Genomic DNA, 23,112 nt, shown 5'->3' on the forward strand with positions numbered 1-23,112 from the left:
TAAATTTTAAGGCAGAAAACCCAGTGATTAGTAGATCATCATTAGATTACTATTAATAAAACGGCTTGTAAACAAAACAGTTACAAATTTCAGTGAGAACCTGAATGTCATCCTGATCAAATAAATACTTTTGCGTATGCAAGAAACAATCCTGATTCTCGATTTTGGATCTCAGTATACTCAGCTGATTGCCAGGCGGATACGTGAGTTAAATGTCTACTGTGAAATCCATCCTTACAACCATTTTCCAGCAATTTCTGACGACGTTAAGGGGGTGATCCTATCTGGAAGCCCATTTTCGGTTCGTGACGAGGATGCTCCTCAACCTGATTTGAGCGACATCAAAGGAAAGCTGCCCTTATTGGGAGTTTGTTATGGCGCTCAATATTTGGCCCACAATTTTGGGGGCGAAGTTGGTGCGTCAGCTCACCGAGAATATGGTCGGGCAATCATGACAGAAGTAGATGGTAATAGCGCTCTTTTTCAGGGTGTTGAAGCCGGAACTCAGGTGTGGATGTCTCACGGAGATACCATTCTCAAGATGCCAGAGAACTACCAATTGGTAGGAAGTTCGGCCGATGTGAAGTATGCCGCTTTTGAGGTGAAAGATGAAACCACATTTGGAATTCAATTTCACCCGGAGGTCTATCACTCGACGGATGGTTTGCAAATGCTCAAGAACTTCGTAGTAGGAGTTTGCGGATGTAAACAAGACTGGACTCCCGATTCATTTGTAGACACTACGGTTAATGAATTGAAAGAAAAATTGGGTGACGATAAGGTGGTTCTTGGTCTTTCAGGTGGGGTTGATTCTTCCGTGGCAGCTATGTTGCTTCACCGCGCCATTGGCAAAAACTTGTATTGCATTTTCGTCGACAACGGCTTACTCCGAAAAAATGAGTTTGAGGGCGTTCTCGATCAGTATAAAGGACTTGGGTTAAATGTGAAAGGTGTGGATTCCAAAAGCCGATTCTATGATGAATTAGCTGGAATCTCAGATCCTGAGCAAAAGCGGAAGGTTATTGGCCGGGTATTCATCGAAGTGTTTGATGACGAAGCCCATCAATTGGAAGACGTGAAATGGCTGGGACAAGGAACTATCTACCCTGATGTGATTGAATCTGTATCCGTAAAAGGCCCATCTGCAACGATTAAGTCTCACCACAACGTTGGTGGTCTTCCTGATTTCATGAAGCTTCAAATAGTGGAGCCCCTTCGTTCCTTATTCAAGGATGAGGTGAGAAGAGTGGGTAGAAGCATGGGCTTGCCCGAAGAGCTTTTAGGACGTCATCCATTCCCTGGTCCAGGACTGGCTATTCGGATTTTGGGAGATATTACTCCGGAAAAAGTATCTATTCTTCAGGAAGTTGACTATATATTTATCCAGGGATTGAAAGATTCAGGATTATACGATGATGTTTGGCAAGCCGGCGCCATCCTTCTACCCGTTCAATCAGTTGGGGTAATGGGTGATGAAAGAACTTATGAAAAGGCCGTTGCATTGCGGGCTGTTTCGTCTACTGACGGGATGACTGCAGACTGGTGCCACCTGCCTTATGAATTTTTGGCACGGGTTTCGAATGAGATCATCAATAAGGTAAAGGGAATTAACCGGGTGGTATACGACATTAGCTCCAAGCCACCAGCTACCATTGAATGGGAATAATTTGATTCGACAGATATACATACTGGCCTTTCTGGCTACTCTTTTGGGAGCATTTTCAAGTGATCTGAATGCCCAGGAATACAACGATAAACAGGTACAGCTGATTGACGGCAAGACCTATTACCTACATCAGGTGGAAAAGGGGAATACCCTGTATTCCATCTCTAAAATGTATTCCATCAAAATCAAGGACCTGCTTCGGGAAAACCCTCAATTAGAGGAAGGACTTAAAGTGGGCCAGGTCATTCGAATTCCGGTCAAGAAAGTGGATACCAAGGTTTCTGGTAACAATACGCCTACGGTATCGGGTGCCGACTTGATTCACGAGGTACAGCAAGGGGAGACCATGTATAAGCTTACCCGTAAGTATCAAGTTACCGAAGAAGAGTTACAAGCTGCCAATCCGGAATTGAAAGATGGCTTGAAACTGGGCATGAAGTTGAAAATTCCAACGCCCACTCAAGGAAGGATTGACACGACCCACATCGCTCCTGCCGTGGAAGATTCGCTGGTTCATCACTTGGTGATGCATGGTGAAACTTTGTACTCGTTGGCCAAGGAATACAACGTGAATATAGATTCCATTACCCTGGTCAATAATGGATTACCAGACGGATTAAAAGTGGGAAGTACCATTCGTATCCCTCTCTTGAAAAATCCGAAAAAAGGGAAGCCCTTGATCTCGGAAGTGGAAAAGGATACCTCACTCATTCTTCCTGAATCTGAACTTAAGAAGCGTTATCAGATCACCATGATGCTTCCATATTACCTGGATACCAACGATTCTTTGGAGTTGAAGCGTAAGCCTTATGAGGACGAGGTGATTTTTTCCCGTTCAGAAATAGCCTTACAGTTTTACGGAGGATTTAAGCTTGCCTTAGATAGTATGGTCAGAGCTGGTGGTCAATTTGATGTGATGCAGTTCGATACCAAATTCGATCCAAGATCCCGAAGTACCGAACCCGTTAAGGAGGCGTTGATGAATGCCCAATTGCTGAACACCGATCTTTTCATCGGTCCACTGCACCGGTCTAATTTCATGGAAGTGAGCAAATATGCTCAGGAGATTAAAACGCCTTTAGTTTCTCCCGTACCTCAGAAGGATGAGGTATTGAAGGATAATCCTTATGCCATTAAGGTACACAGTTCTTCGGCGGTTCAGGCTCGCTTTTTAAGGGAATATGCCATCCAGCAAAAAGGAAAAAAGAACTTAATCCTGATACTTAACAACTACTACAAAGACCGGGTAATTTGGGAACATTTTTTGGGTATTCCGAATGGCGATACGAATCAGGAAGTATATAGCCGTGTATTGGACAATTTTAAAATTGTTCGTTTCGATCAGTTAGACACTTCTCAATTAATGCCTTTAATGGATGATTCTTTGGAGAATCTAATTGTAGTTCCCGTTCAGAGTAAATCTTTTGTTGGTCGCTTTTTGGGAGACTTGAATCGCTATTCGAGTAAATACCCCATTTCCGTCTTAGGAATGGATCGCTGGTCGAGCTTTGGGTACATTGATTATCGTTACCTGAATAACCTCAAAGTACATTACCCATCCAATCAATACGTGGATTACAGCCGTATTGAGGTGGAGAAATTTGTTTTGGACTACCGCAATACCTATGATTGCGAACCCAATGATTGGGGCTTCCTGGGCTACGATATGGGAATCTATTTCCTTCAGCAGCTTATGGAGCAAGGCACCACTTTTCAGGCTAATTGGCCCGGAGAAGAATACAAAGGCTTGAGCCGCAATTTCCGCTTTGAAAAGTACAGCACCACAGGTGGTTATCAGAATACAGGAATCCGTTTAATCAAGATGGAAAATTACCTGCTAAACGAAGTCGAGTAATATGCCCAATAAGGAAGAAATTGCCCAGTGGTTTCAGCTTCTTCAAGATCAGATTTGCCAAGGTTTGGAGGAAGAAGATGGTAAAGCCAAATTTCAAGAAGATTTGTGGGAACGACCTGGCGGCGGCGGCGGACGCACACGGGTAATTAGCCATGGAAATGTATTGGAAAAGGGTGGCGTTAACTTCTCTGCCGTTTATGGAGAGCTACCTCCCAATATTCAGCAGGCATTACAAGTCAAACAAAGTCAGTTTTACGCGACCGGTATTTCCATTGTGATTCACCCGAATCATCCTTTGGTACCTATCATTCACATGAATACCCGCTATTTTGAGATAGAAGGGGAGACCTGGTGGTTTGGAGGTGGAATTGATTTAACCCCACATTACATCGAACGAGAAGAAGCTCAGTTTTTTCATCAGGGTCTAAAGGATTGCTGTGATCGCTTTGATGCTTCCTATTACCCCAAATTCAAGAAGTGGGCTGATGACTACTTTTACATCAAGCATCGTAAGGAAACCCGAGGTATCGGAGGAATCTTTTTCGATCGCTTAAATGAAGGATTGAGCAAAGAAGAGCTCTTTCAATTTGTTCAGGAAGTAGGAAAGACCTTTTTGGAAGTTTATCGACCACTCGTAGCCAAGAACAAGGATAGAGCGTATAGCACCATTCAACAGGAATGGCAACGCATTCGACGAGGAAGGTATGTTGAATTCAATCTGGTTTACGATAAAGGAACCAAGTTTGGCTTAGACACCGATGGTCGTATCGAATCGATTTTGATGTCCCTTCCTGAGCACGCCGGCTGGATATACAATCACCAAACCGAGTCGGGTAGTCCTGAGGCCGAAACCCTATCTCTTTTGAAGAAAGGGATTGACTGGGCATAGGTTTTTTGAATTTTAAATATTAAGGTTAAACGCTAAATTTTAAATTTCTTGGACTTGCTAATGCCTTTGGCATGGCGCAAAGTGCGGCAGCCAAGACTCCTGATAATTTAAAATTGTCCCTTAACATTTAAAATTCAAAGTTGACGTCTCTTCCGGAGCACGCCGGATGGATCTACAATCACCAAACCGAGCGGGGTAGTCCTGAAGCCGAGACCCTATCTCTTTTGAAGAAGGTGATTGACTGGGCATAGGTTTTTTTGAATTTTAAATATTAAGGTTAAACGCTAAATTTTAAATTTCTTGGACTTGCTTATGCCTTTGGCATGGCGCCAATTGTGGCAGCCAAGACTCCTGAAAATTTAAAATTGTCCCTTAACATTTAAAATTCAAAGTTGACGTCTCTTCCGGAGCACGCCGGATGGATCTACAATCACCAAACCGAGCCGGGTAGTCCTGAAGCTGAAACGCTATCTCTTTTGAAGAAAGGGATTGACTGGGCATAGGTTTTTTGAATTTTAAATATTAAGGTTAAACGCTAAATTTTAAATTTCTTGGACTTGCTTATGCCTTTGGCATGGCGCCAATTGTGGCAGCCAAGACTCCTGATAATTTAAAATTGTCCCTTAACATTTAAAATTCAAAAACCGTCCCGGTTTTTCTACCGAAGGTCAATCGGCTCGTAGCCTTCGGGAATCAGGAATTCAAATTCTGAATCCGGAATATCCTTATTGGGGGTAAAGTTTGTCAACTTGTAGTAAAATACACCGCCATCTTTTTGTTTGATTTCGATAGACTCGATTTGCATTTTAGCCTTGTCGATGTACAAGAGAATGGTGTGATAAGGCTTGTCGCCAGGTTTCATTGGGTGCAAGCGGATGGTATGCACGGCAATGTCACCATGGGTTTGATCATCGTCTTTTACGTACTTAAATCCTTTTTCATAGAGGGTGAAGATATCCTTCGGATTCATGATTCCTTCATCCTCCTCGTCACTTTCTGCTTCGCTGATCTGAACCTCTTTTTCTTCCTTTAAAACCGCCCAAACGGTGGTTCCATTAGAAATAACATCTTGTCCGGCTAAGTTGAGAATGTACTTATCTCCTTTAACCGCAATGGTTCCTTTTTGGCTATCATCAATTCCATCCGCCTCATTAACCATCCGCATTTCAAAGTCTACTGTAATGGTTGAGTAGCCTTTGGTTTTGGTGCTTAATTTGTCCAGGATAGCTTTTGCTTCCGGATCTTGAGGAGTCAATTGTTTGTCGTCTTTTTGGGCCTGAACGGCAACCACAAATAGCACTAACATCAAGGTCGCTACAATCTGTTTCATAGTTGTGTATTTAAACGTCATCATCACCACTTTTCAATAATTGTTCCAAAGCCATTTCATCGGGTATCAAAACCTCACGAGCCTTCGATCCTTTAAACGGACCAATAATGCCTGCAGCCTCCAGCTGATCAATGATTCGACCAGCTCGGTTGTAACCCAATTTTAATCTTCTTTGAAGGAGGGAAGCGGACCCTTGCTGATGAGTAACCACCACACGAGCGGCATCTTCAAATAGGGCATCTCGATCCATTTCTTCGATACTGCCGGATTGATCTTCACTTTCTCCTTCGTATTCAGGAAGTAGGAAGGCATCCGGATAACCTTGCTGGCTTCCGATGAAATCTGTTATATCTTCTACTTCTGGCGTGTCTACGAAAGCACACTGCACACGAGTCAAATCGTTTCCATTGGAGAAGAGCATATCTCCTCGTCCGATCAACTGATCTGCACCTCCGGCATCCAGAATGGTTCTTGAGTCAATTTTTGCGGTTACCCGGAAGGCAATTCGCGAAGGGAAGTTAGCTTTGATCAAACCGGTAATAATGTTTACCGAAGGTCGCTGAGTAGCGATGATCAGGTGAATACCAATAGCCCGGGCGAGCTGAGCCAAACGGGCAATAGGGGTTTCAACCTCCTTACCAGCGGTCATGATCAAGTCGGCAAACTCATCTACCACCAATACGATATAAGGCAGGTAGTGGTGACCATTTTCGGGATTCAGTTTTCGCTGAATAAATTTCTTGTTGTATTCCTTAATATTCCGGCAATGGGCGTTTTTCAATAGATCATAACGCGTGTCCATTTCAATACACAAGGAGTTCAAAGTATTGATCACCTTCGTGGTATCTGTGATAATGGGCTCTGCCTCATCTGGAAGTTTGGCCAGGTAGTGGCGCTCAATTTTATTGAACAGTGTCAGCTCCACCTTTTTCGGATCCACCAGTACGAACTTAACCTGTGAAGGGTGTTTTTTATACAGGATGGAAACCAGAATGGCGTTCAGTCCAACCGACTTACCCTGACCTGTAGCACCTGCCATAAGTAGGTGAGGCATTTTGGTCAAATCGGTAACGAAGGTTTCGTTGGATATCGTTTTACCTAGGGCAAGAGGCAGGTCCATATCCGTGTTTTGGAACTTCTCACTGGCCAGAGCCGCTTTCATGGAAACAACACCCGGCTTACTGTTGGGGACCTCAATACCGATGGTACCTTTTCCAGGAATAGGAGCGATGATTCGAATACCTAAGGCAGCAAGACTTAGTGCGATGTCATCCTCCAGGTTTTTAATCTTGGAAATCCGTACACCTGGAGCCGGAACAATTTCATAGAGCGTAACCGTTGGACCGATGGTCGCCTTGATTTTTTCGATCTCTATTTTGTAGTTGTTCAGGGTGCTAACAATGTTGTTTTTGTTGGCTTCCAATTCTTCCCGGTTAACCTCAATTTCACCATCGCCGTGGTTAACGAGAAGGTCGAGTCCTGGTAATTTAAATTTCGATAGATCAAGTGTTGGATCGTATTCGCCGAAGTCTTTTAGTTTTTTGTTGACCTCTTTTTCCGATAGGATTTCCTCCTTGGGTTCGGCCACAGCCACATCCATGGATAGTCCTTCTTCTTCAGCGCTCTCCTCCTTTGCCGGCTTTTCAACGACCGGAGTGGTGGAGTCCAGATTGATTTCAGAACCAGCTTCTACTGGAGTTTCTTCCACTTTAGGTTCAGCTGGCGGTGCAGGTGTTTCTTCAACCGATGGAACCTCAGGCATTTCAGGGATGTCCGGGATTTCATTGATTACTATAGCCGGTTCTTCTTCCACTTTTTCGGGTTCGGGTGCAGACTCGGGTTCGGCCTCCTGGGTCTTATTTTCATCCGGATAGAAGAGGTCCATTCGGTTTTGTTCAATATCCTCACCTAATTTGTTGGTGTTGATGTTGCTAAACTGAGTAGCAGGTTCCACTTCTTCTTGTTCAGAAACCTCGTTTTCTTTTTCCTTTCCACCAGGAAGAACAAACAGCAAAATTTTTCGAGTAATCGAACTAATACCTTCCAAAGAAAAGTTGAATGCTACAATGAGGTAGGAGATCAAAACGAAGAATAGGAAGAGAACCGTTCCCACACTTCCCAACACGGAAGCCATCCAATCGTTCATGTAGTAGCCCAGGGTACCGCCAACAAACAGATTCTGCGAATCAAAAAAGAATCCCAGCATAGCTGAGAACCATACCATGACGAAAAGGGTATTCTTAATGGTTCGATTCAGTGGAAGTAAGCTCACATTGAGCAAAACTTTTAGCCCTAATAGGAAGGTGATTCCGACTAACAGAAACGAGGATATTCCAAACCAATTATTGATAAAGAGGTGGGAGGTGATTGCTCCAAACTTGCCTAACCAGTTGGCAATTTCCAGTTCAGGATTGAAGAGCAATTCCGTCCAAGAACCATAAAGCAGGTTTTGGTCTTGCTTCCAGGTAAACAGATAGGAAGTGAATGCTACCAGTAGGTAGAACGAGAGCAATAGCAACATCAAGCCCGATATCCGCTGAAACTTTTCGTTTTGAAGTGGTTTTAGTAGCGGTGTAAGGGGATTGAGCTTTTTAAGACTGATCTTCTTTTTCGCTCCCTTGTCAGATGAAGCCTTTTTTTTCTTCTTTTCGGACATTAAAGATTCCCGGATTTCCCGATCAAAAGTAATAATTAACCCTGCCCGAATTAGGCGGAATCCCTGGATTTACAGGGTTTTTATAAACAACAGGTGGTGAAAATCAATAATCAAAACCCATAAAAGCTTCCTCCATTTTATAGATCAGCTTTTTGTTCGAAACCACCTTATAATCCAAAGGGATAGTAAAGACGGATGGGTCTATTTTAGAAGGGATCACTTCATTGGCCTCAAAATGGATAACTAATCCATCTCGCTGAATGATATATTCCAGCATAACTCCCTCAATTTTTGGGAATGGACTGCACCAATTAGGGTTGATGATTTGAATTTTGTCTGTATACCAGATAATGTAGTCGGAAATGATGTTATCGAAAAAGATAACCTTGGCTCCACGGCAGGGTAGTCCTGCAATCGTTTTCGTGCTATCAATAAACTCCAACCGGTAGGCAGGAAACTCATGGTGAAATTGCTTCATGGACTTCTGGGTAAACCGGGAAACCATTTTTTGCCCGATTATTTTCATGAAGTAATCCATGGTTTGTTTTTCTCCATGAGAAACAAATCCACCCAAAAATAATCCCATACCACCTTCCGACTCAACCCGGTAAAGGTCTTTGTTGAAGGTCATGGTCATTTGTTGGGGAAGAAGTTTGAGGCCAATGTCGTTCGTATCCAAGTAGGGATAGGTGACCTTGTAATGGATGATTCCTTGATCGACTTCGTCGCCAGAAACCTTTGGGCTACCCTCGCCGCAGCCCGCTATAAGAAGGGCTGAAAGAAGCCCGAAAACAAGGGCTCCCAGGAAAGATTGATGTCGCTGGATAATCATCCTTTTTTTTAATCAAGCTGTAAAGCTAATCTTTTCGAATAACCCGGGAACCTTAGCGGATTAAAAAACGAGAAAATGCTACTAATTCTGGCTGAAATAAATGACATTGGTTATTGACCATGTTCCGGCATTCGAATAATTTTGCGGCTTTTTACAACTTGATTTAATCAGAAGGTTATGGGATTAGAAGCGATGTTGACCGAATGGGTTGAAAGCAGTCTTAAAGAACTGTTTGAAGTAGAGGTGAATCCAAAGATGATTCAAATCCAGAAAACCCGTAGGGAGTTTGATGGTGACTTTACTTTGGTGGTTTTCCCATTCCTCAAAATGTCGAAGAAGTCTCCTGAACAAACGGGAGAAATGATCGGTACTCTTCTTTGTGAAAAAGCTGATTTCCTATCCGGTTTTAATGTAGTTAAGGGATTTTTGAATCTGGAAGTTGCTGATGGTTGGTGGGTAAATTGGCTCAACGACCTAAGCGAGCCACAAGATCGCTTGCCTGCTCCGGGATCGGGAGAAACAAAAATGGTGGAATACTCTTCACCCAACACCAATAAACCGCTTCACCTGGGGCACATCAGAAATATTTTGTTGGGATATTCTGTTAGTGAGTTGCTCAAGGCCAATGGGCACAAGGTGATCAAAACCCAGATCATCAACGACAAGGGGATTCACATTTGTAAGTCCATGTTGGCGTGGCAAAAATTTGGCAACGGTGAAACTCCTCAGAGCAGTGGCTTGAAGGGAGACAAATTGGTGGGTAAGTACTACGTTGAATTTGACAAGCGCTACAAGCAAGAAGTAAAGGAAAGAACAAGTGCCGCTAAGGAAGCCCACAGCCAGTTGGCCGAGATTGAAGATCTGGGAGCCTGGATCAAAGAGCAAGGCAAGTTGAGTAAGGAAGAAGGTTATTCAGACGAAGCCAAGCAACTGTTTGCGGAAGCTCGTCAATTGGTGGAGCGAGCTGAAAAAGAGGCTCCATTGATGCTCGAAACCCAGGAAATGTTGCGTAAATGGGAAGCCAAAGATCCAGAAGTAGTGGAGCTCTGGAAAACCATGAACGGATGGGTTTATGATGGTTTTGATCAAACCTACAACCGCTTAAAGGTCGACTTTGATCAACTCTACTACGAATCGGATACCTACATTTTCGGAAAGAAAAAAGTACTTGAAGGGCTGGAGAAGGGAATCTTCTACCAAAAAGAGGATGGCTCCATTTGGTGCGATTTAACCCAGGAAGGTTTAGATCACAAGTTGCTCCTTCGTTCAGACGGAACTTCGGTTTACATGACTCAAGATATTGGTACAGCTCTGATGCGTATTGAAGATGTACCTGAGTTGAGCCAGCTAATCTATACCGTAGGAAATGAGCAGGATTACCATTTTCAGGTATTGTTCATGATATTGGGTAAACTGGGTTACGAGTGGGCTCAAAACTGCTATCACCTGAGCTACGGGATGGTTGACCTTCCTAGTGGTAAGATGAAGTCTCGTGAAGGTACCGTGGTGGATGCCGATGATTTGATGGAAGAAATGTACCTCAAGGCCAAAGAAACGACTTTGGAATTGGGTAAACTGGATAACCTGAGTGAAGAAGGGCAAGAAGAGTTGTTCAATCAAATTGGACTGGCCGCTCTGAAGTATTTTATTCTAAAGGTGGATCCCAAAAGACGGATGATGTTCAATCCAGAGGAATCTGTTCAGATTAATGGAAATACCGGGCCCTTCATTCAATATGGGTATGCTCGAACTCAAGCGATCAAGCGGAGAGCCGAGCAGGAAAACTTGGTACCCGGAACTCTTTCAGAACTCGATCCAAGTGAAACAGCATTGATTCGTCAATTGTATTTCTTCGAAGAGGTGATTCGTGAAGCCGGTGATCAATATTCACCTGCAGTAGTGGCCAATTATGTATACGATTTGGTGAAGCTGTACAACGTTTTCTATCACGCTTGCCCATTCTTCAATGAAGAGAATGATGCCAAAAAGGCTTTCCGGATCAATCTGTCTGAAAAGACCGGACAAACCATCGGTTTCTGTTTGAATCTATTGGGTATTGGAGCACCTGAGCGAATGTAGAAGCAAAGCGCTTCAGTCCTTTTTCTTAGCTATTCCTAAAGCCTGAAATCAGGCCTTCTGAAAAATGATGTCCTTAAGCATAAGGGGGTTCATCGGCTTTTGGATGTATCCACTTAGGCAATCGAAGGTGCGGGCTTCATCCATATCTCGTTGATTGATGGAAGAAGTGAGAATATAAATCCGCGTTTTTAAATTGTTCTCAAAGCGTTCGGCGTAGTTTCGAAGAAATTCAAATCCGTCCATAACCGGCATTCTCAAATCCAAAAAGACGTAATCAGGTAGCCCTTCCGGAGAACATTCAAGCAGGTAGTCCAGCGCTTGTTTACCGTCATTTTTAACGGTATAGCTGACCTGCTCGCCGCAATCGTCCAGGTACTTGGTTACAATCAGGTTGCTGATATATTCATCATCAACCACGAGAATGTGGGTGGTCGTAGAGTTATTCAAATTCATTCCGATGCAATTATTGCGATAAATAGGATACGAAGGTTCGTCGAAAAAGTTGCTAAAAACATTGCTTTTGAATTACTATTTTTGCGCACCCCGTTGGAATGACTATTCGCGGAAGAAAAGAAGCAAGATTATGTTTGAGAGTTTATCGGATAGATTAGAGAAGTCGTTCAAGATACTCAAGGGTCAGGGACAGATTACTGAGATCAACGTTGCAGAAACGCTGAAAGATGTACGTAGAGCCCTGCTCGATGCTGATGTTAACTACAAGGTAGCCAAAGAGTTTACTGAAGAAGTAAAGAGAAAAGCCCTGGGTCAGGATGTACTCACTGCGGTATCTCCAGGACAGTTGATGGTGAAGATTACCCATGAAGAGTTGAGTACTCTTATGGGAGCCGATCAGGTGGATATGGACCTGTCTGGAAATCCAGCCGTTATTCTGATGTCGGGTCTGCAAGGTTCGGGTAAAACAACCCATACTGGTAAACTGGCCGAATTCCTGAAAAAGAAAAAAGGTAAAAATCCACTTTTGGTGGCTTGTGATATCTACCGTCCTGCGGCGATTGATCAGCTGCATGTAGTGGGTGAGCAAGTAGGAGCTGAAGTTTATAGCGAGCCCGAAAATAAAGACGCGGTATCCATCGCCCGAAACGGTATTAACTACGCTAAGTCCAACGGATTTAATGTAGTCATCGTGGATACTGCTGGTCGTTTGGCCATTGACGAGCAAATGATGAATGAGATTGAGCAGGTGAAGAATGCCATCAATCCTCAGGAAACTTTGTTTGTGGTAGATGCCATGACCGGTCAGGATGCGGTAAATACGGCTCGTGAATTTAACGAACGTCTCGATTTTGATGGGGTAATTCTAACGAAGCTCGATGGTGATACCCGAGGTGGTGCTGCCCTTTCGATTCGAAGAGTGGTTGATAAGCCCATCAAGTTTGTGGGTATGGGGGAAAAGATGGATGCGCTCGACGTATTCTACCCCAAACGTATGGCTGATCGAATCCTGGGAATGGGTGATATCGTTTCTCTTGTGGAACGTGCCCAAGAGCAGTTTGATGAGCAAGAAGCCAGAAAGCTTCAGAAAAAGATTGCCAAAAATCAATTCAACTTTAACGACTTCCTCAAACAGATTCAGCAAATCAAAAAGATGGGTAACATCAAGGACTTAGCCTCGATGATTCCTGGAATGGGTAAAGCGCTGAAGAATGTGGAGTTGGAAGACGATGCATTCAAGCACATTGAAGCAATCATCTATTCCATGACCCCGGAGGAAAGAGAAAATCCTTCCATCATCAATGGAAGTCGTCGTAAGCGTATTGCCCAAGGTTCCGGTCGTGAAGTTCAGGAAGTAAACCGCCTGATCAAGCAGTTTATGGAAACCCGCAAGGTAATGAAGTTGATGTCGAACAAAAGTAACATGGCCAAAATGATGTCTGGAATGCGTGGCATGCCAGGTCTGGGCCGATAATCGGATAATTGAAATAGACTATGATCTTACTCAACGGAAAAGAAACCTCTCAGTCCATTAAGGACGAAATCACACAGGAAGTCGCAGATCGAAAAGCGAAAGGATTAAAGGTACCTCATTTGGCTGCCGTTCTGGTTGGTGAAGATGGTGCGAGCCAAACCTATGTGAATTCAAAGGTGAAATCCTGTGAGAAGATCGGATTTGGTTCCACTTTGGTTAAGCTTCCATCGGAAACTACTGAAGAGGAACTATTGAAGGTAATTGACGACCTGAACAACGATGACGACATCGATGGATTCATCGTTCAGTTACCGTTACCTGCCCATATTGATGAGCACAAGGTAACCTTGGCCGTTGCTCCTGAAAAGGATGTGGATGGTTTCCACCCTGAGAATGTAGGTCGCATGTCACTGGGACTTCCGGCTTATTTGCCTGCCACGCCCAACGGGATCATGGAAATGCTTAAGCGTTACGAGGTAGAGACTGAAGGAAAGAATTGTGTGGTAATAGGACGTAGCAACATTGTAGGAACTCCGATGGCCATTTTGATGTCTCGTGGAACCAAGCCCGGAAATGCAACTGTTACTTTAACCCACAGCCGGACGAAGAATTTGGCAGACATTACTCGCGGAGCTGATATCATCATTGTTGCCCTTGGAAAACCCCACTTCCTTACCGCTGATATGGTGAGCGAAGGAGCCGTTGTGGTAGATGTGGGAATTCACCGCATTGAAGATGCTAGCAAGAAATCAGGATTCCGATTGGTAGGTGATGTTGATTTTGACGCAGTATCGCCTAAATGCTCCTACATCTCTCCAGTTCCTGGTGGAGTAGGACCGATGACTATTGCTTCGTTGCTTCAAAATACGTTGTTAGCGGCTAAGAGACGGGCTGGAGAAACGGCTTAGTTTCTAACTACTTCCTGCTAAAGAATTACTACGGTAACCCTACGATTGGTTCTACCCGAATAACCACAACGGTGCTTCTCGATTAGTACCTCCCATTCTTTATGCTCAATGATGGGCTGGTTTTCCCCAAATCCAATAGGCTTAATTCTATTTGCTGAAACCCCTTGAGCAGTTAGATAGGTTTTAATGGATTCTGCTCGTTTTTGAGAGAGCTTCAGGTTTCGGTCATCGTCGCCCCGGAAGTCGGTATGAACGCCTAATTCAATAGACAACACGGAGTTATTAAGGAGAAACCCCACTAAGCTATCCAATTGAGACTGCCCGGGTAGGAGGGAATCTCTTCCCAATTGGAATCGAATATCGTAGAGGCTGCAAACGGATCCAGGACTCACTTCATGGGAGGCCAGTGAAAACTTTTGGGCATAAAGGTGGCTTGATAGAAAACTTAGGAATAGAATGAGGAAGGTTATTCGCATGGCTTAAAGGTAAGGACTTGATTAACGTGCCGCACATCGAATGCATAGCGTATTCTCAGGCAAAAGCATGAGTCGCCCTTCTTGAATGGTGCTTCCACATCGGCCGCATTTACCGAAAGAAGGTTCATCCACTTTTTCTAAGGCAATTTGCAGTTTTCTGAGTTTAAACTCGGCTTGCCTTAGTGCCATTTCATTCACCGATTTGTTGTTGATGGCATCCATTCTGCTTACACGGCCAATGGCGTTTTCAGGTGCAATGGGTTTAGTAAGCTCCTTGAGCTCGAGCACTTTTTCCCGGGTCAATATTAATTCCTGTTGAATTCTGTCTCGTAGTTTTTGTCTATCCATAAGGCATAAAAAAGCCCCCAATGCAATTCCTTCTTCAGGCCATTGGGGGCAAATCTTAGGTAGAGTTCTTATTTATTAATCATCGTCACTCTGACGACCTACGTAGAACTCGATAATTTTTTCAGAAGTGTTGCCCAACTTATCCTTGGCAACCACCTTAACGGTGTATTTGATTTTCTTTTTCAAGAAACGGTTCTTCTCAGAAATGTCCAGCGTTTGTGGAGAGGAGTACAGGGTCATTGGTCCATCGTTAACTGAGTATTTGATGGTTTCCGTACCCACATGATCATCCGTGGCACCTAGGTATAGACGAGTGTAGTTCGGGTAGATTTTCAACTCTTTCTTTGAGCCAATAGGCTGAATACTGAAGTTGTTGTAAATCACCGGAGCAGTATTGTCTACATACAAGTTAGACGTTTTTTCCTGCTCTTCGTTGTTTACTCTATCCGTTGTTTTGAAGTTAATCGTGTGGTAACCTTCTCCAGGAATGGTGAATTCACTGTAGTTCTTGTAGCCTCCGCCATCAATCTGGTAAGAAATCTGCTGAACGCCTGATTCGTAATCAGTAGCGAAAAGTTTGATGGAAGTTTCCTTATTGATAAACAAGGTGTCCCGAGCGAAGAACTGAGGGCTTCCATAACGAATTCCGGTAGTAGGAGCAACGTTGTCCATGTATACGGTCAAGAATTTGTTAGGAGACAAGTTTTGAACGTTATCGGTCGCGTCATACTTAACGGTGTGAACTCCCTTTACATTCGGAATGTTGAATTCAGAACCGTAGTCAAAGCGTTCTTTTCCATCAATTCTGTAGTAGATTTTATTCACTCCAGCTTTGTTGTCTGTAGCTGCCAGGCTTACAGTAGTTCTTGGAGAAACATAAAGGTACTTTCCTTTGTACTGATCACCGTTTACCGAGTTGGTAACTACCGGAGGAATTTTATCCAGGTAAAACTGGAAAGACTTCTTCACCTCTTCATTCTTCACGTTGTCCACGCTGTAGTAGTATAGCGTATGATCTCCATCAGGCAAATAGCTTACACCAATTTTTCCACCGTATACTTTGTTTCCTCTATCATCGAAAGCATAGTAAGTACGATTTACACCAGATAGGTTATCGCTCTTGCTCAAATTGAACTTGGTGCTTGGAGCAATGATGTTTCCATTGTATACGATTCCTTCGATAGCGTGGCTTGAAGTAGGAGCACTTAAGTCAACAACAAATTTGGAGCTTCTTGTTTTTTCAGCGTTACCTACGTTGTCATTGGCGTACCAGTAAAGGTTAAACTCACCTTCTGTATCCACACTAACCGTGCTGCTGTAATCCGTCCAGGATTGAGCGTTAAGTGCATAGTGCGTTTTCTCAACTCCAGAAACTCCATCTTTGGATGTGAGTGTAAAGGTCAGGCCTTTTCCATAATAGACTCTGTCGCTGGAGTAGCGTGGAGCACCGTCAAATTTTAAACCGGTATAAGGAGAAACTCCATCACAATATACTTCGTAGAGCACTTCTTGCTGGGGAATCGCAGTCTTTCCAGTTTCCGGATCAACAGCCCATTTACTTCGGATATAGTTTACCCCTTCCGTATCCAAATACATAGGATCGGCGTACTTAGGAGTCTTCTTGCTTTTTAGATCATAAAGCTGTCCTCCGGGAGAGGTCGAAAATTTCAAATAGAGAGGAAGGGATTTTTGAACGTAGGTGTTTCCATCATTCAAATAGACCCTTTTTTCATGCGTTTGTTGAGCAGGTTCCTGTGCCTGTACAGTCAGCGTGAAAATCGCAAAACTGATTGCAAAACAAATGGATAGGTAGTGGCTCTTCATAAGCAGGATTTAGATGTTAATGAGGTAAAAGTAGTATTTTTTGCTTCTCCCCAACTTGATAAATGTCATCTCCCCATTTCCAACCTAAGTTCCTTAGCTAATTGATTGCGAAGGAATAGGCAGGTCAAAGGCAGGAAAAAGCACGTGGTTGTTTCGACGCCGTTGGGCTTGTTGAATTGGATCGATTCAATTACTTTTAAATCAACTAACTTTAGAATATGAGTTCGCGTAAGTACAAATCTTTCCAGGAATTCTATCCCTATTACCTGAGCGAGCATCGGGAAAAAGGGACTCGCATTTTACATTTTATCGGGACCACCTTGTTTTTGCTATTGGTTTCTTGGGCTATTTGGTCTTTGAACGCCTGGTTCATTTTAGGGGGCGTGGTGGCTGCTTATGGCTGCGCTTGGATCGGTCATTTTTTTGTAGAAAAGAACAAACCGGCTACCTTCCAATATCCCATCTGGTCATTGATTAGCGATTTTAAACTCTATTTTCAGATCTGGGGAGGTAAAGAAGGATTCGTAGGTAAGGAATGATCCTGGCCTGAGTGGTGTTCGTTGGTATATTTGCCAAAATTGGATGCCATGAAGAAACGTCTATGGATTGTTCTGTTGTTCCTGTTGGTCATCGGCCTGGTGTATGGTCTTTTGCCCTTATCAAGCGATCGCTGGGATATTGAATGGAATGAAGAACTGCGCCAGGGTAAACTAAATTACCTTACGGATTTGCAAGCCATTACCTCCGTATCTGACACCGGCCCCACCCGCCCACCCAACATAATTTTGATCGTTGCCGATGACCTCGGAAAAATGGACATCACCACCTACGGGGCTTCCGTACCCCAAACTCCAAACCTCGATCAACTCTCCAGCGAAGGGGTCCGCTTCGACGAAGGCTACGTTACCCATCCTATTTGCAGTCCATCCAGAGCCGGGCTTCTCACCGGAAGATACCCGCAACGATTTGGCCACGAGTACCACATTCACGAACGCTATCCCAAAAACCGATTGGAAAGATGGGTTTACAAGAACTTCATTGCCACCGAAGATTGGCGCGTTGCTCAGGATGGGGTACCCGATGAAGAGCAGATGGAAAAGCAGGGGGTACCACCAAGTGAAATTCTACTGTCCGAAGTATTGCACAAAGCCGGCTACGTAACTGGAATTGCAGGGAAGTGGCATTTGGGATACTCCCAGCTTCATATTCCTATAAATCGAGGATTTGATCATCAATTTGGATTCTACGAAGCGTTCTCACTTTATCAAGCGGACACCCATGCAGCCACGGTTGTTAATCAGCATTGTCCCGAGTTTTCCGATCCCTTTATATGGGGCAAGGGAAGAGAAGGTAATTGTGCGATCACCCGTATGGATGTTGTGGTAGAAGAGCCGGGATATTTAACCGACCAGATTACCAATGAGGCTATTGGATTTATGGATATGAACAGGGATCGACCTTTCTTCCTGTATGTTCCTTATAGTGCACCGCACACGCCCTTTCAGGCTCAGAAGAAATACTACGACCAATTCGAATCCATTGAAGATCCGTATCAGCGCATTTATTATGCGATGATTCGAAATTTGGATGACGGAATTGGAGCGATCCATCAAAAGGTAAAAGATCTTGGCTTAGAAGAAAATACCCTCATCGTATTCCTGAGTGATAATGGTGGGGCCACTTATACCCAAGCAACTACCAATGCACCGCTTAAGGGAGGTAAAATGACCCACTTTGAAGGGGGAATCAATGTTCCTTTCTTTATGAAATGGAAGGGCAAAGTAGATTCAGGATCCGTTTGCACCACACCGGTAATCAGCACCGATGTATTTAGAACCATTATGGATCAGGTTGGATTACCTATGCCGAGTGATCGAAAGTACGATGGAAGTGATTTGGTGACTTTGGTAAATAACGACCGAAGTCTGCCTCGCGATCTGTATTGGAAAGCCGGTAGCAACCGAGCCATTAGAAGCGGAAACTGGAAGTTTATTGAAGACAGTCGAACCGGATCCATGGCCTTGTATCGCCTGGACCAAGACAAAAACGAGCAGCGAAACCTGGCAGCAGAAAATCCTGAGGGTGTAGCGAGAATGCGCTCCATTTTAGATCAATGGGAGAATGAACTCCAACCCACCCTTTGGCCCAGGGTGATGGATTACCGCTACGAAACCGAAGATCAAGTGCATTATTATCCTTTGTAATTTCAGGACATGAAATTGGGTAGTAAATCCTGGCCTTGGTTCGCTCCAGTTCTAGGAGTATTTTGTTGGTGCTTTGCGATTACTGCTCAAGCTCAAAACACCATTCATGGGGTAAGTTTTGTGAGCACAGACAAACCCGTTAATGATTCCCATTTTTCCCATCTGGATGAGATTTCGCCCAATTCGATTTCACTCATGCCCTATGCTTTGTGCGATACATCCCGTGCAGCTTTGCTGTACGATCAGCCCTGGCAGTGGTTTGGAGAAACCGAACCCGGTATTCGCCAAATGATCGAACTGGCTCGAAAAGAGCAGGTGAGTGTTATGCTCAAGCCTCAAATCTGGATGAGGTATGGAACCTACACAGGCCATTACGATGCTCGAAAAAAGTGGCAAGTTTTTGAATCTCATTACCTGGAATATACCCTCACTTTTGCCCGTCTGGCCGAGTTGGAACAGGTCGAAATCTTTTGTATTGGAACCGAAATGGATCGTTTTGTAGAGGCTCGACCCGAATTCTGGAATGAGTTGATCAAGAAAGTTCGTGCGGTTTATTCAGGAAAGATTACCTATGCCGCCAATTGGGACAATTATGCAGATATACCCTTTTGGAATCAGCTCGACTATGTGGGCGTAGATGCCTATTTCCCCTTGTCTGAAAAAGCTAATCCAAGCACCAGCGAGTTAGTCAAGCTTTGGGAACCCTGGAAGCAGTCCATGAAACACTTTTCCGATAGTTTGGATAAGCCCATCTTGTTTTGTGAATACGGATACCGCAGCCGGGATTTTACCGCTAAAGAACCCTGGAAATCAGATCGGGCCGGGCAGGTTAACCTGATTGCTCAGCAGGCTGCCTACGAGGCTTTGTATCAATCTTTTTGGAAAGAAACTTGGATGGCTGGTGGATATTTGTGGAAATGGTTTCCCAACCACAAGGAAGTAGGAGGGGAGAACAACAATCGATTTACGCCTCAGAACAAACCGGTTACCGAGGTGATCAAAAAATGGTATTCTAACTAAGGGTTTAGCGACTAAACAGCTGCAAAAACTTACGGAAGAAGTCGTTGAAGAGGGTAATGATCAAAACCAGAGTCATCGACCAAATCACCAAAATATTCACCAAGAAGGTGTTCAGGTACTGACCGAAAATCTTCTTACTTGGAGCGAAGAAGTGTCCTCTAAACTGATCAGAATCGCGGTAGATCGGATTCTCCTGTTGAAGTAATCTTCCTTTGTATTCGATGATTTTTTGCAGTTCGGCTTTGTTAGTCACCAAGTCCGACAAACTTTGGTTTTTGTGCAAATTCTTAGATTCTGAAAAATCAAATTCTGCATTGCGGGTGAGGTGGTTAATTTCCTCATCCTTGTCATCCATAGTCTTGTTGTACAACTTGTTGTAGAAGGTACGTTGCAAACGCAGGTAATCCCGCAGCTCGTCGAAAAGCTCAGGACTGATGTTGTCCATAGACAGCTCTTCTACATTGTTGTAAGCCAGCTTCGGATAGGTTTTGTTTTGCAAAGCAATTTCGTTGCGAACCAATTCCATAGCATTTTCAACCATTTCCTTGTTTTCCTCATCCTTGTAGTGGCTTTCGATCAATCCAATTTTAGCCGTCAGTTCTGGAATCCAGTACACTTTACGGAAATTGGCCATGGTCAAAATCTTGTCGTAAGGGTAGAGGTGAGTTTCAAAATCGTTGGAGATAAACTGATTTACAGCCAGAGCTTCAAACGCCCAGCGAGAAGCCATCAATTCTCCGATTACCGGAACCTTAGTTCGCGATGCGATGGTAGGATTCAGTTTATCAAACTTCACAATGACCCCGCTAAAGATCAATTGAGGAATGATCAAGAAGGGGATAAGGATATAGATAGTGACTGCCGAGTTAAAGCTGGCCGAGATGTTCAGACCCAATAAATTGGCAAAGCACGCCGTAGTGAAGAGGACAATAAAGTAGTCCCAGAACATCCCATCTATATTTAAAATGGTGTTTCCGATAAGAATAAAGGTCCCGGTTTGTATTGCCGATAAGGCAAACATGATTAGGATCTTACTGATCAGGTAGGCGCCGTTATTCAGGTTAAGGAAGGATTCTCGTTTTCGTATTTTTTGATCCCGAATGATTTCTTCCGCACTCACCGTCAATCCGATGAACAAGGCAACGACCACAGACATGAACATGTAAGCCGGAATGTTCTCATTTTCAAGGAAAACATATTCGATCTTACGTCCATTAAACGGATAATAACGAACAAAGTAGGAAAGAATCAGGGCCAACACCGGTGCCTCCAGTAAGTTGATCAACAAATACTGGCGATTGGTGAGTTTACTTAGTACATCACGAACCGTAAATATCTTGAACTGACTAAAGACATTGGCCAGATTGAAATCAACCTTAGGAGGTTGTTGTGGATCCTCTATGCGAGGTACTTTGGCATCAATTTCCTTCAAGAACAGTTCGTACCATTCTTCAGGAGATATCTTTCGCTCATGGGTCAAGTGCCCATATTCATCCACCACCTTTTGATCGATGATGTTGAATATGATTTCCGGATTTACATTACCCGACGGATCTTCTTCATCCGCATTGGCATAGTTGGCAGCACGTTTAAAGTATTTGATCCCTTCAACCGGGTTGCCATTGTATATCATGTAACCGCCCACATCCAGAATTAGGAGCTTGTCAAACATTTTGAAAATGTCTGATGACGGTTGGTGAATAACCACATAGATCAACTTACCCTTGAGTGATAGCTCTTTGAGTAAGTCCATAATGTTTTGCGAGTCGCGGGAAGAAAGTCCGGAAGTAGGCTCATCAACGAACAGCAAAGCCGGTTCGCGAATAAGTTCCAGAGCAATGTTCAATCGCTTACGCTGTCCACCAGAAATGTATTTGTCCAGCGGACTACCCACTTTAAGATTGGCCGTATCGCGCAATCCCAGATTAGTCAGCACGTCCATCACCGTTTCGGTGATCTCAGCATCTGTCTTTTTTCCAAAGATGAGTTTGGCGTTGTAATACAGGTTTTGGAAAACCGTTAATTCCTCAATCAGAAGATCGTCCTGAGAAACGTAGCCAATCACCCCTTTGATTTCCTCCGGGTGGGTATGAATATTGATCCCATTGAGCGTAACCTGACCCTCGCTGGGTTTGTAATTTCCATTCAGTAAGTTGAGTAGGGTCGATTTTCCCGAGCCACTACCTCCCATAATACCGATCAGTTTTCCATTCTCCTCGCACATGTGGAAAGGGCGAACACCAATATTTCCGGTTCTAAACCGGTAAACGGTGTCTTCCGCTTTAAACACGATCTTCTCACTCTCTTCACGAATGATGAAAGCACTTACAATGTCGCTGTAGTAGATCGGATTTACCTTGGTGCTGCGAATCGAACAACCAATGGTGAGAATATAAGTACGGTCTTTAAAAACGATTTGACCATTTAGGTTCAGGTCCTCGTTTCCGAAATAACGCATCACAAACATGTCCACGCTTGGAAACTTGAGGAAAGCCAGGTTTCCATCAATTTTCGGCTTGAAGCTATGCTTGTTGTGTTCAGATTTATGGGTCTCTTCCGAGTTAATGATCAGGATGTTCTCCAAATCAGGAATACTGCTGCCTTCTGCTTCAATAAACTTCAGGCAATCTTCAAATTCCTGAACCGGAATCTTGAAGGTTTTAGCAGCCGTGAGCAAGAATTGAAATTCGTGCTCCGAAATATTTTCATCAGCCAGGATGTACTCCAGCAGACGGATCAAAATAACGATCTTCTGCTTTTGTTCCAGTACAGCGTTTATCTGAGAACAAATCTCTTGAACGTTTTCCTGGCTAAGGGCATCACTCGAATCCTGAGCGGAGTGGTGAATTTCCTGGATGTATTTGTCGTATAGGGAAAGGTACTTGGGTACCAGCTGTGCATTGAGCTCTTGATTCAGGTAATTGGAAACAATTACTCGGCTCTGGTGGGTGAGGTCGTCCACATCAGAGGCGAGTGCAAACAACTTCATCAGTGCTTTTAAGAGCTCTTCACTCATTTAATCAGGTCTTGGTTCGCTTAAACTTTTTGAATGCGAAAATCAAATATAAGCAAGTGCTGATAGTAAGCAAAATTAGGGG

The 23,112-nt window shown here is 43.8% G+C and carries 17 protein-coding genes; 9 read left to right on the forward strand and 8 right to left on the reverse strand.

The window, feature by feature from the left end:
- Nucleotides 1-136 precede the first annotated feature (136 nt).
- The 3 genes from guaA to hemF are packed head-to-tail and all read left to right on the forward strand — an operon-like array spanning nt 137 to nt 4,410.
- Nucleotides 137-1,666, forward strand: coding sequence for a glutamine-hydrolyzing GMP synthase (gene guaA / locus KFE98_12465; GenBank protein UTW60837.1), 1,530 nt, complete (start codon nt 137-139; stop codon nt 1,664-1,666).
- 1 nt (nt 1,667) lies between these two features.
- Complete coding sequence (locus KFE98_12470) at nt 1,668-3,521, forward strand: LysM peptidoglycan-binding domain-containing protein (protein ID UTW60838.1); 1,854 nt, start codon at nt 1,668-1,670, stop codon at nt 3,519-3,521.
- A 1-nt stretch (nt 3,522) separates the two neighbouring features.
- A complete protein-coding gene (hemF, locus tag KFE98_12475) occupies nt 3,523-4,410 on the forward strand; it encodes an oxygen-dependent coproporphyrinogen oxidase (protein ID UTW60839.1) in 888 nt (295 codons plus the stop codon).
- 658 nt (nt 4,411-5,068) lie between these two features.
- Here hemF and KFE98_12480 read toward each other — a convergent pair.
- From KFE98_12480 to KFE98_12490, 3 genes are all read right to left on the reverse strand, one after another.
- The gene (locus KFE98_12480; protein UTW60840.1) at nt 5,069-5,740 is read right to left on the reverse strand and encodes an outer membrane lipoprotein carrier protein LolA; all 672 of its coding nucleotides are present in this window, start codon (nt 5,738-5,740) and stop codon (nt 5,069-5,071) included.
- A gap of 10 nt (nt 5,741-5,750) precedes the next feature.
- Complete coding sequence (locus KFE98_12485) at nt 5,751-8,396, reverse strand: DNA translocase FtsK (GenBank protein UTW60841.1); 2,646 nt, start codon at nt 8,394-8,396, stop codon at nt 5,751-5,753.
- Between the two features lie 103 nt (nt 8,397-8,499).
- Nucleotides 8,500-9,228: a hypothetical protein gene (locus tag KFE98_12490; GenBank protein UTW60842.1), complete on the reverse strand. Its 729-nt coding sequence runs from the start codon at nt 9,226-9,228 to the stop codon at nt 8,500-8,502.
- Nucleotides 9,229-9,405: 177 nt separating this feature from the next.
- On the opposite strand from KFE98_12490, the gene KFE98_12495 reads away from it, so the two are divergent.
- Nucleotides 9,406-11,307 (forward strand): arginine--tRNA ligase, encoded by a 1,902-nt coding sequence (locus tag KFE98_12495; protein UTW60843.1) that lies wholly within the window; start codon nt 9,406-9,408, stop codon nt 11,305-11,307.
- A gap of 48 nt (nt 11,308-11,355) precedes the next feature.
- Here the strand turns inward: KFE98_12495 and KFE98_12500 are convergent, their stop codons facing one another.
- Entirely contained in the window at nt 11,356-11,760 is a 405-nt protein-coding gene (locus tag KFE98_12500) for a response regulator (protein UTW60844.1), read from the reverse strand.
- Nucleotides 11,761-11,890: 130 nt separating this feature from the next.
- Between KFE98_12500 and ffh the strand changes: the two genes are divergently transcribed.
- On the forward strand, nt 11,891-13,234 hold the full coding sequence (gene ffh / locus KFE98_12505; protein ID UTW60845.1) for a signal recognition particle protein: 1,344 nt from the start codon (nt 11,891-11,893) through the stop codon (nt 13,232-13,234).
- Nucleotides 13,235-13,254: 20 nt separating this feature from the next.
- On the forward strand, nt 13,255-14,142 hold the full coding sequence (gene folD / locus KFE98_12510) for a bifunctional methylenetetrahydrofolate dehydrogenase/methenyltetrahydrofolate cyclohydrolase FolD (protein ID UTW60846.1): 888 nt from the start codon (nt 13,255-13,257) through the stop codon (nt 14,140-14,142).
- Nucleotides 14,143-14,159: 17 nt separating this feature from the next.
- Here the strand turns inward: folD and KFE98_12515 are convergent, their stop codons facing one another.
- The 3 genes from KFE98_12515 to KFE98_12525 all read right to left on the reverse strand — a co-directional run bounded on the left by KFE98_12515 (nt 14,160) and on the right by KFE98_12525 (nt 16,790).
- Nucleotides 14,160-14,618, reverse strand: coding sequence for an OmpA family protein (locus tag KFE98_12515; protein UTW60847.1), 459 nt, complete (start codon nt 14,616-14,618; stop codon nt 14,160-14,162).
- A 21-nt stretch (nt 14,619-14,639) separates the two neighbouring features.
- Complete coding sequence (locus KFE98_12520; GenBank protein UTW60848.1) at nt 14,640-14,966, reverse strand: TraR/DksA C4-type zinc finger protein; 327 nt, start codon at nt 14,964-14,966, stop codon at nt 14,640-14,642.
- A 75-nt stretch (nt 14,967-15,041) separates the two neighbouring features.
- Nucleotides 15,042-16,790 carry a hypothetical protein gene (locus tag KFE98_12525; protein ID UTW60849.1) on the reverse strand — a complete coding sequence of 583 codons (1,749 nt, stop codon included), beginning with the start codon at nt 16,788-16,790 and terminating at the stop codon, nt 15,042-15,044.
- Between the two features lie 218 nt (nt 16,791-17,008).
- Between KFE98_12525 and KFE98_12530 the strand changes: the two genes are divergently transcribed.
- From KFE98_12530 to KFE98_12540, 3 genes are read left to right on the forward strand one after another with little or no spacing between them, the layout of a single operon-like run.
- A complete protein-coding gene (locus tag KFE98_12530) occupies nt 17,009-17,329 on the forward strand; it encodes a DUF962 domain-containing protein (GenBank protein ID UTW60850.1) in 321 nt (106 codons plus the stop codon).
- A 48-nt stretch (nt 17,330-17,377) separates the two neighbouring features.
- Nucleotides 17,378-18,994 (forward strand): sulfatase-like hydrolase/transferase, encoded by a 1,617-nt coding sequence (locus tag KFE98_12535; GenBank protein ID UTW60851.1) that lies wholly within the window; start codon nt 17,378-17,380, stop codon nt 18,992-18,994.
- Between the two features lie 9 nt (nt 18,995-19,003).
- Complete coding sequence (locus KFE98_12540; protein ID UTW60852.1) at nt 19,004-20,014, forward strand: glycoside hydrolase; 1,011 nt, start codon at nt 19,004-19,006, stop codon at nt 20,012-20,014.
- A 4-nt stretch (nt 20,015-20,018) separates the two neighbouring features.
- On the opposite strand, the gene KFE98_12545 is transcribed toward KFE98_12540, so the two are convergent.
- Nucleotides 20,019-23,030 (reverse strand): ATP-binding cassette domain-containing protein, encoded by a 3,012-nt coding sequence (locus KFE98_12545; protein UTW60853.1) that lies wholly within the window; start codon nt 23,028-23,030, stop codon nt 20,019-20,021.
- Nucleotides 23,031-23,112 lie beyond the last annotated feature (82 nt).

The sequence above is a fragment of the bacterium SCSIO 12741 genome (genome assembly GCA_024398055.1).
In the GTDB taxonomy this organism is placed as follows: domain Bacteria; phylum Bacteroidota; class Bacteroidia; order Flavobacteriales_G; family Salibacteraceae; genus SCSIO-12741.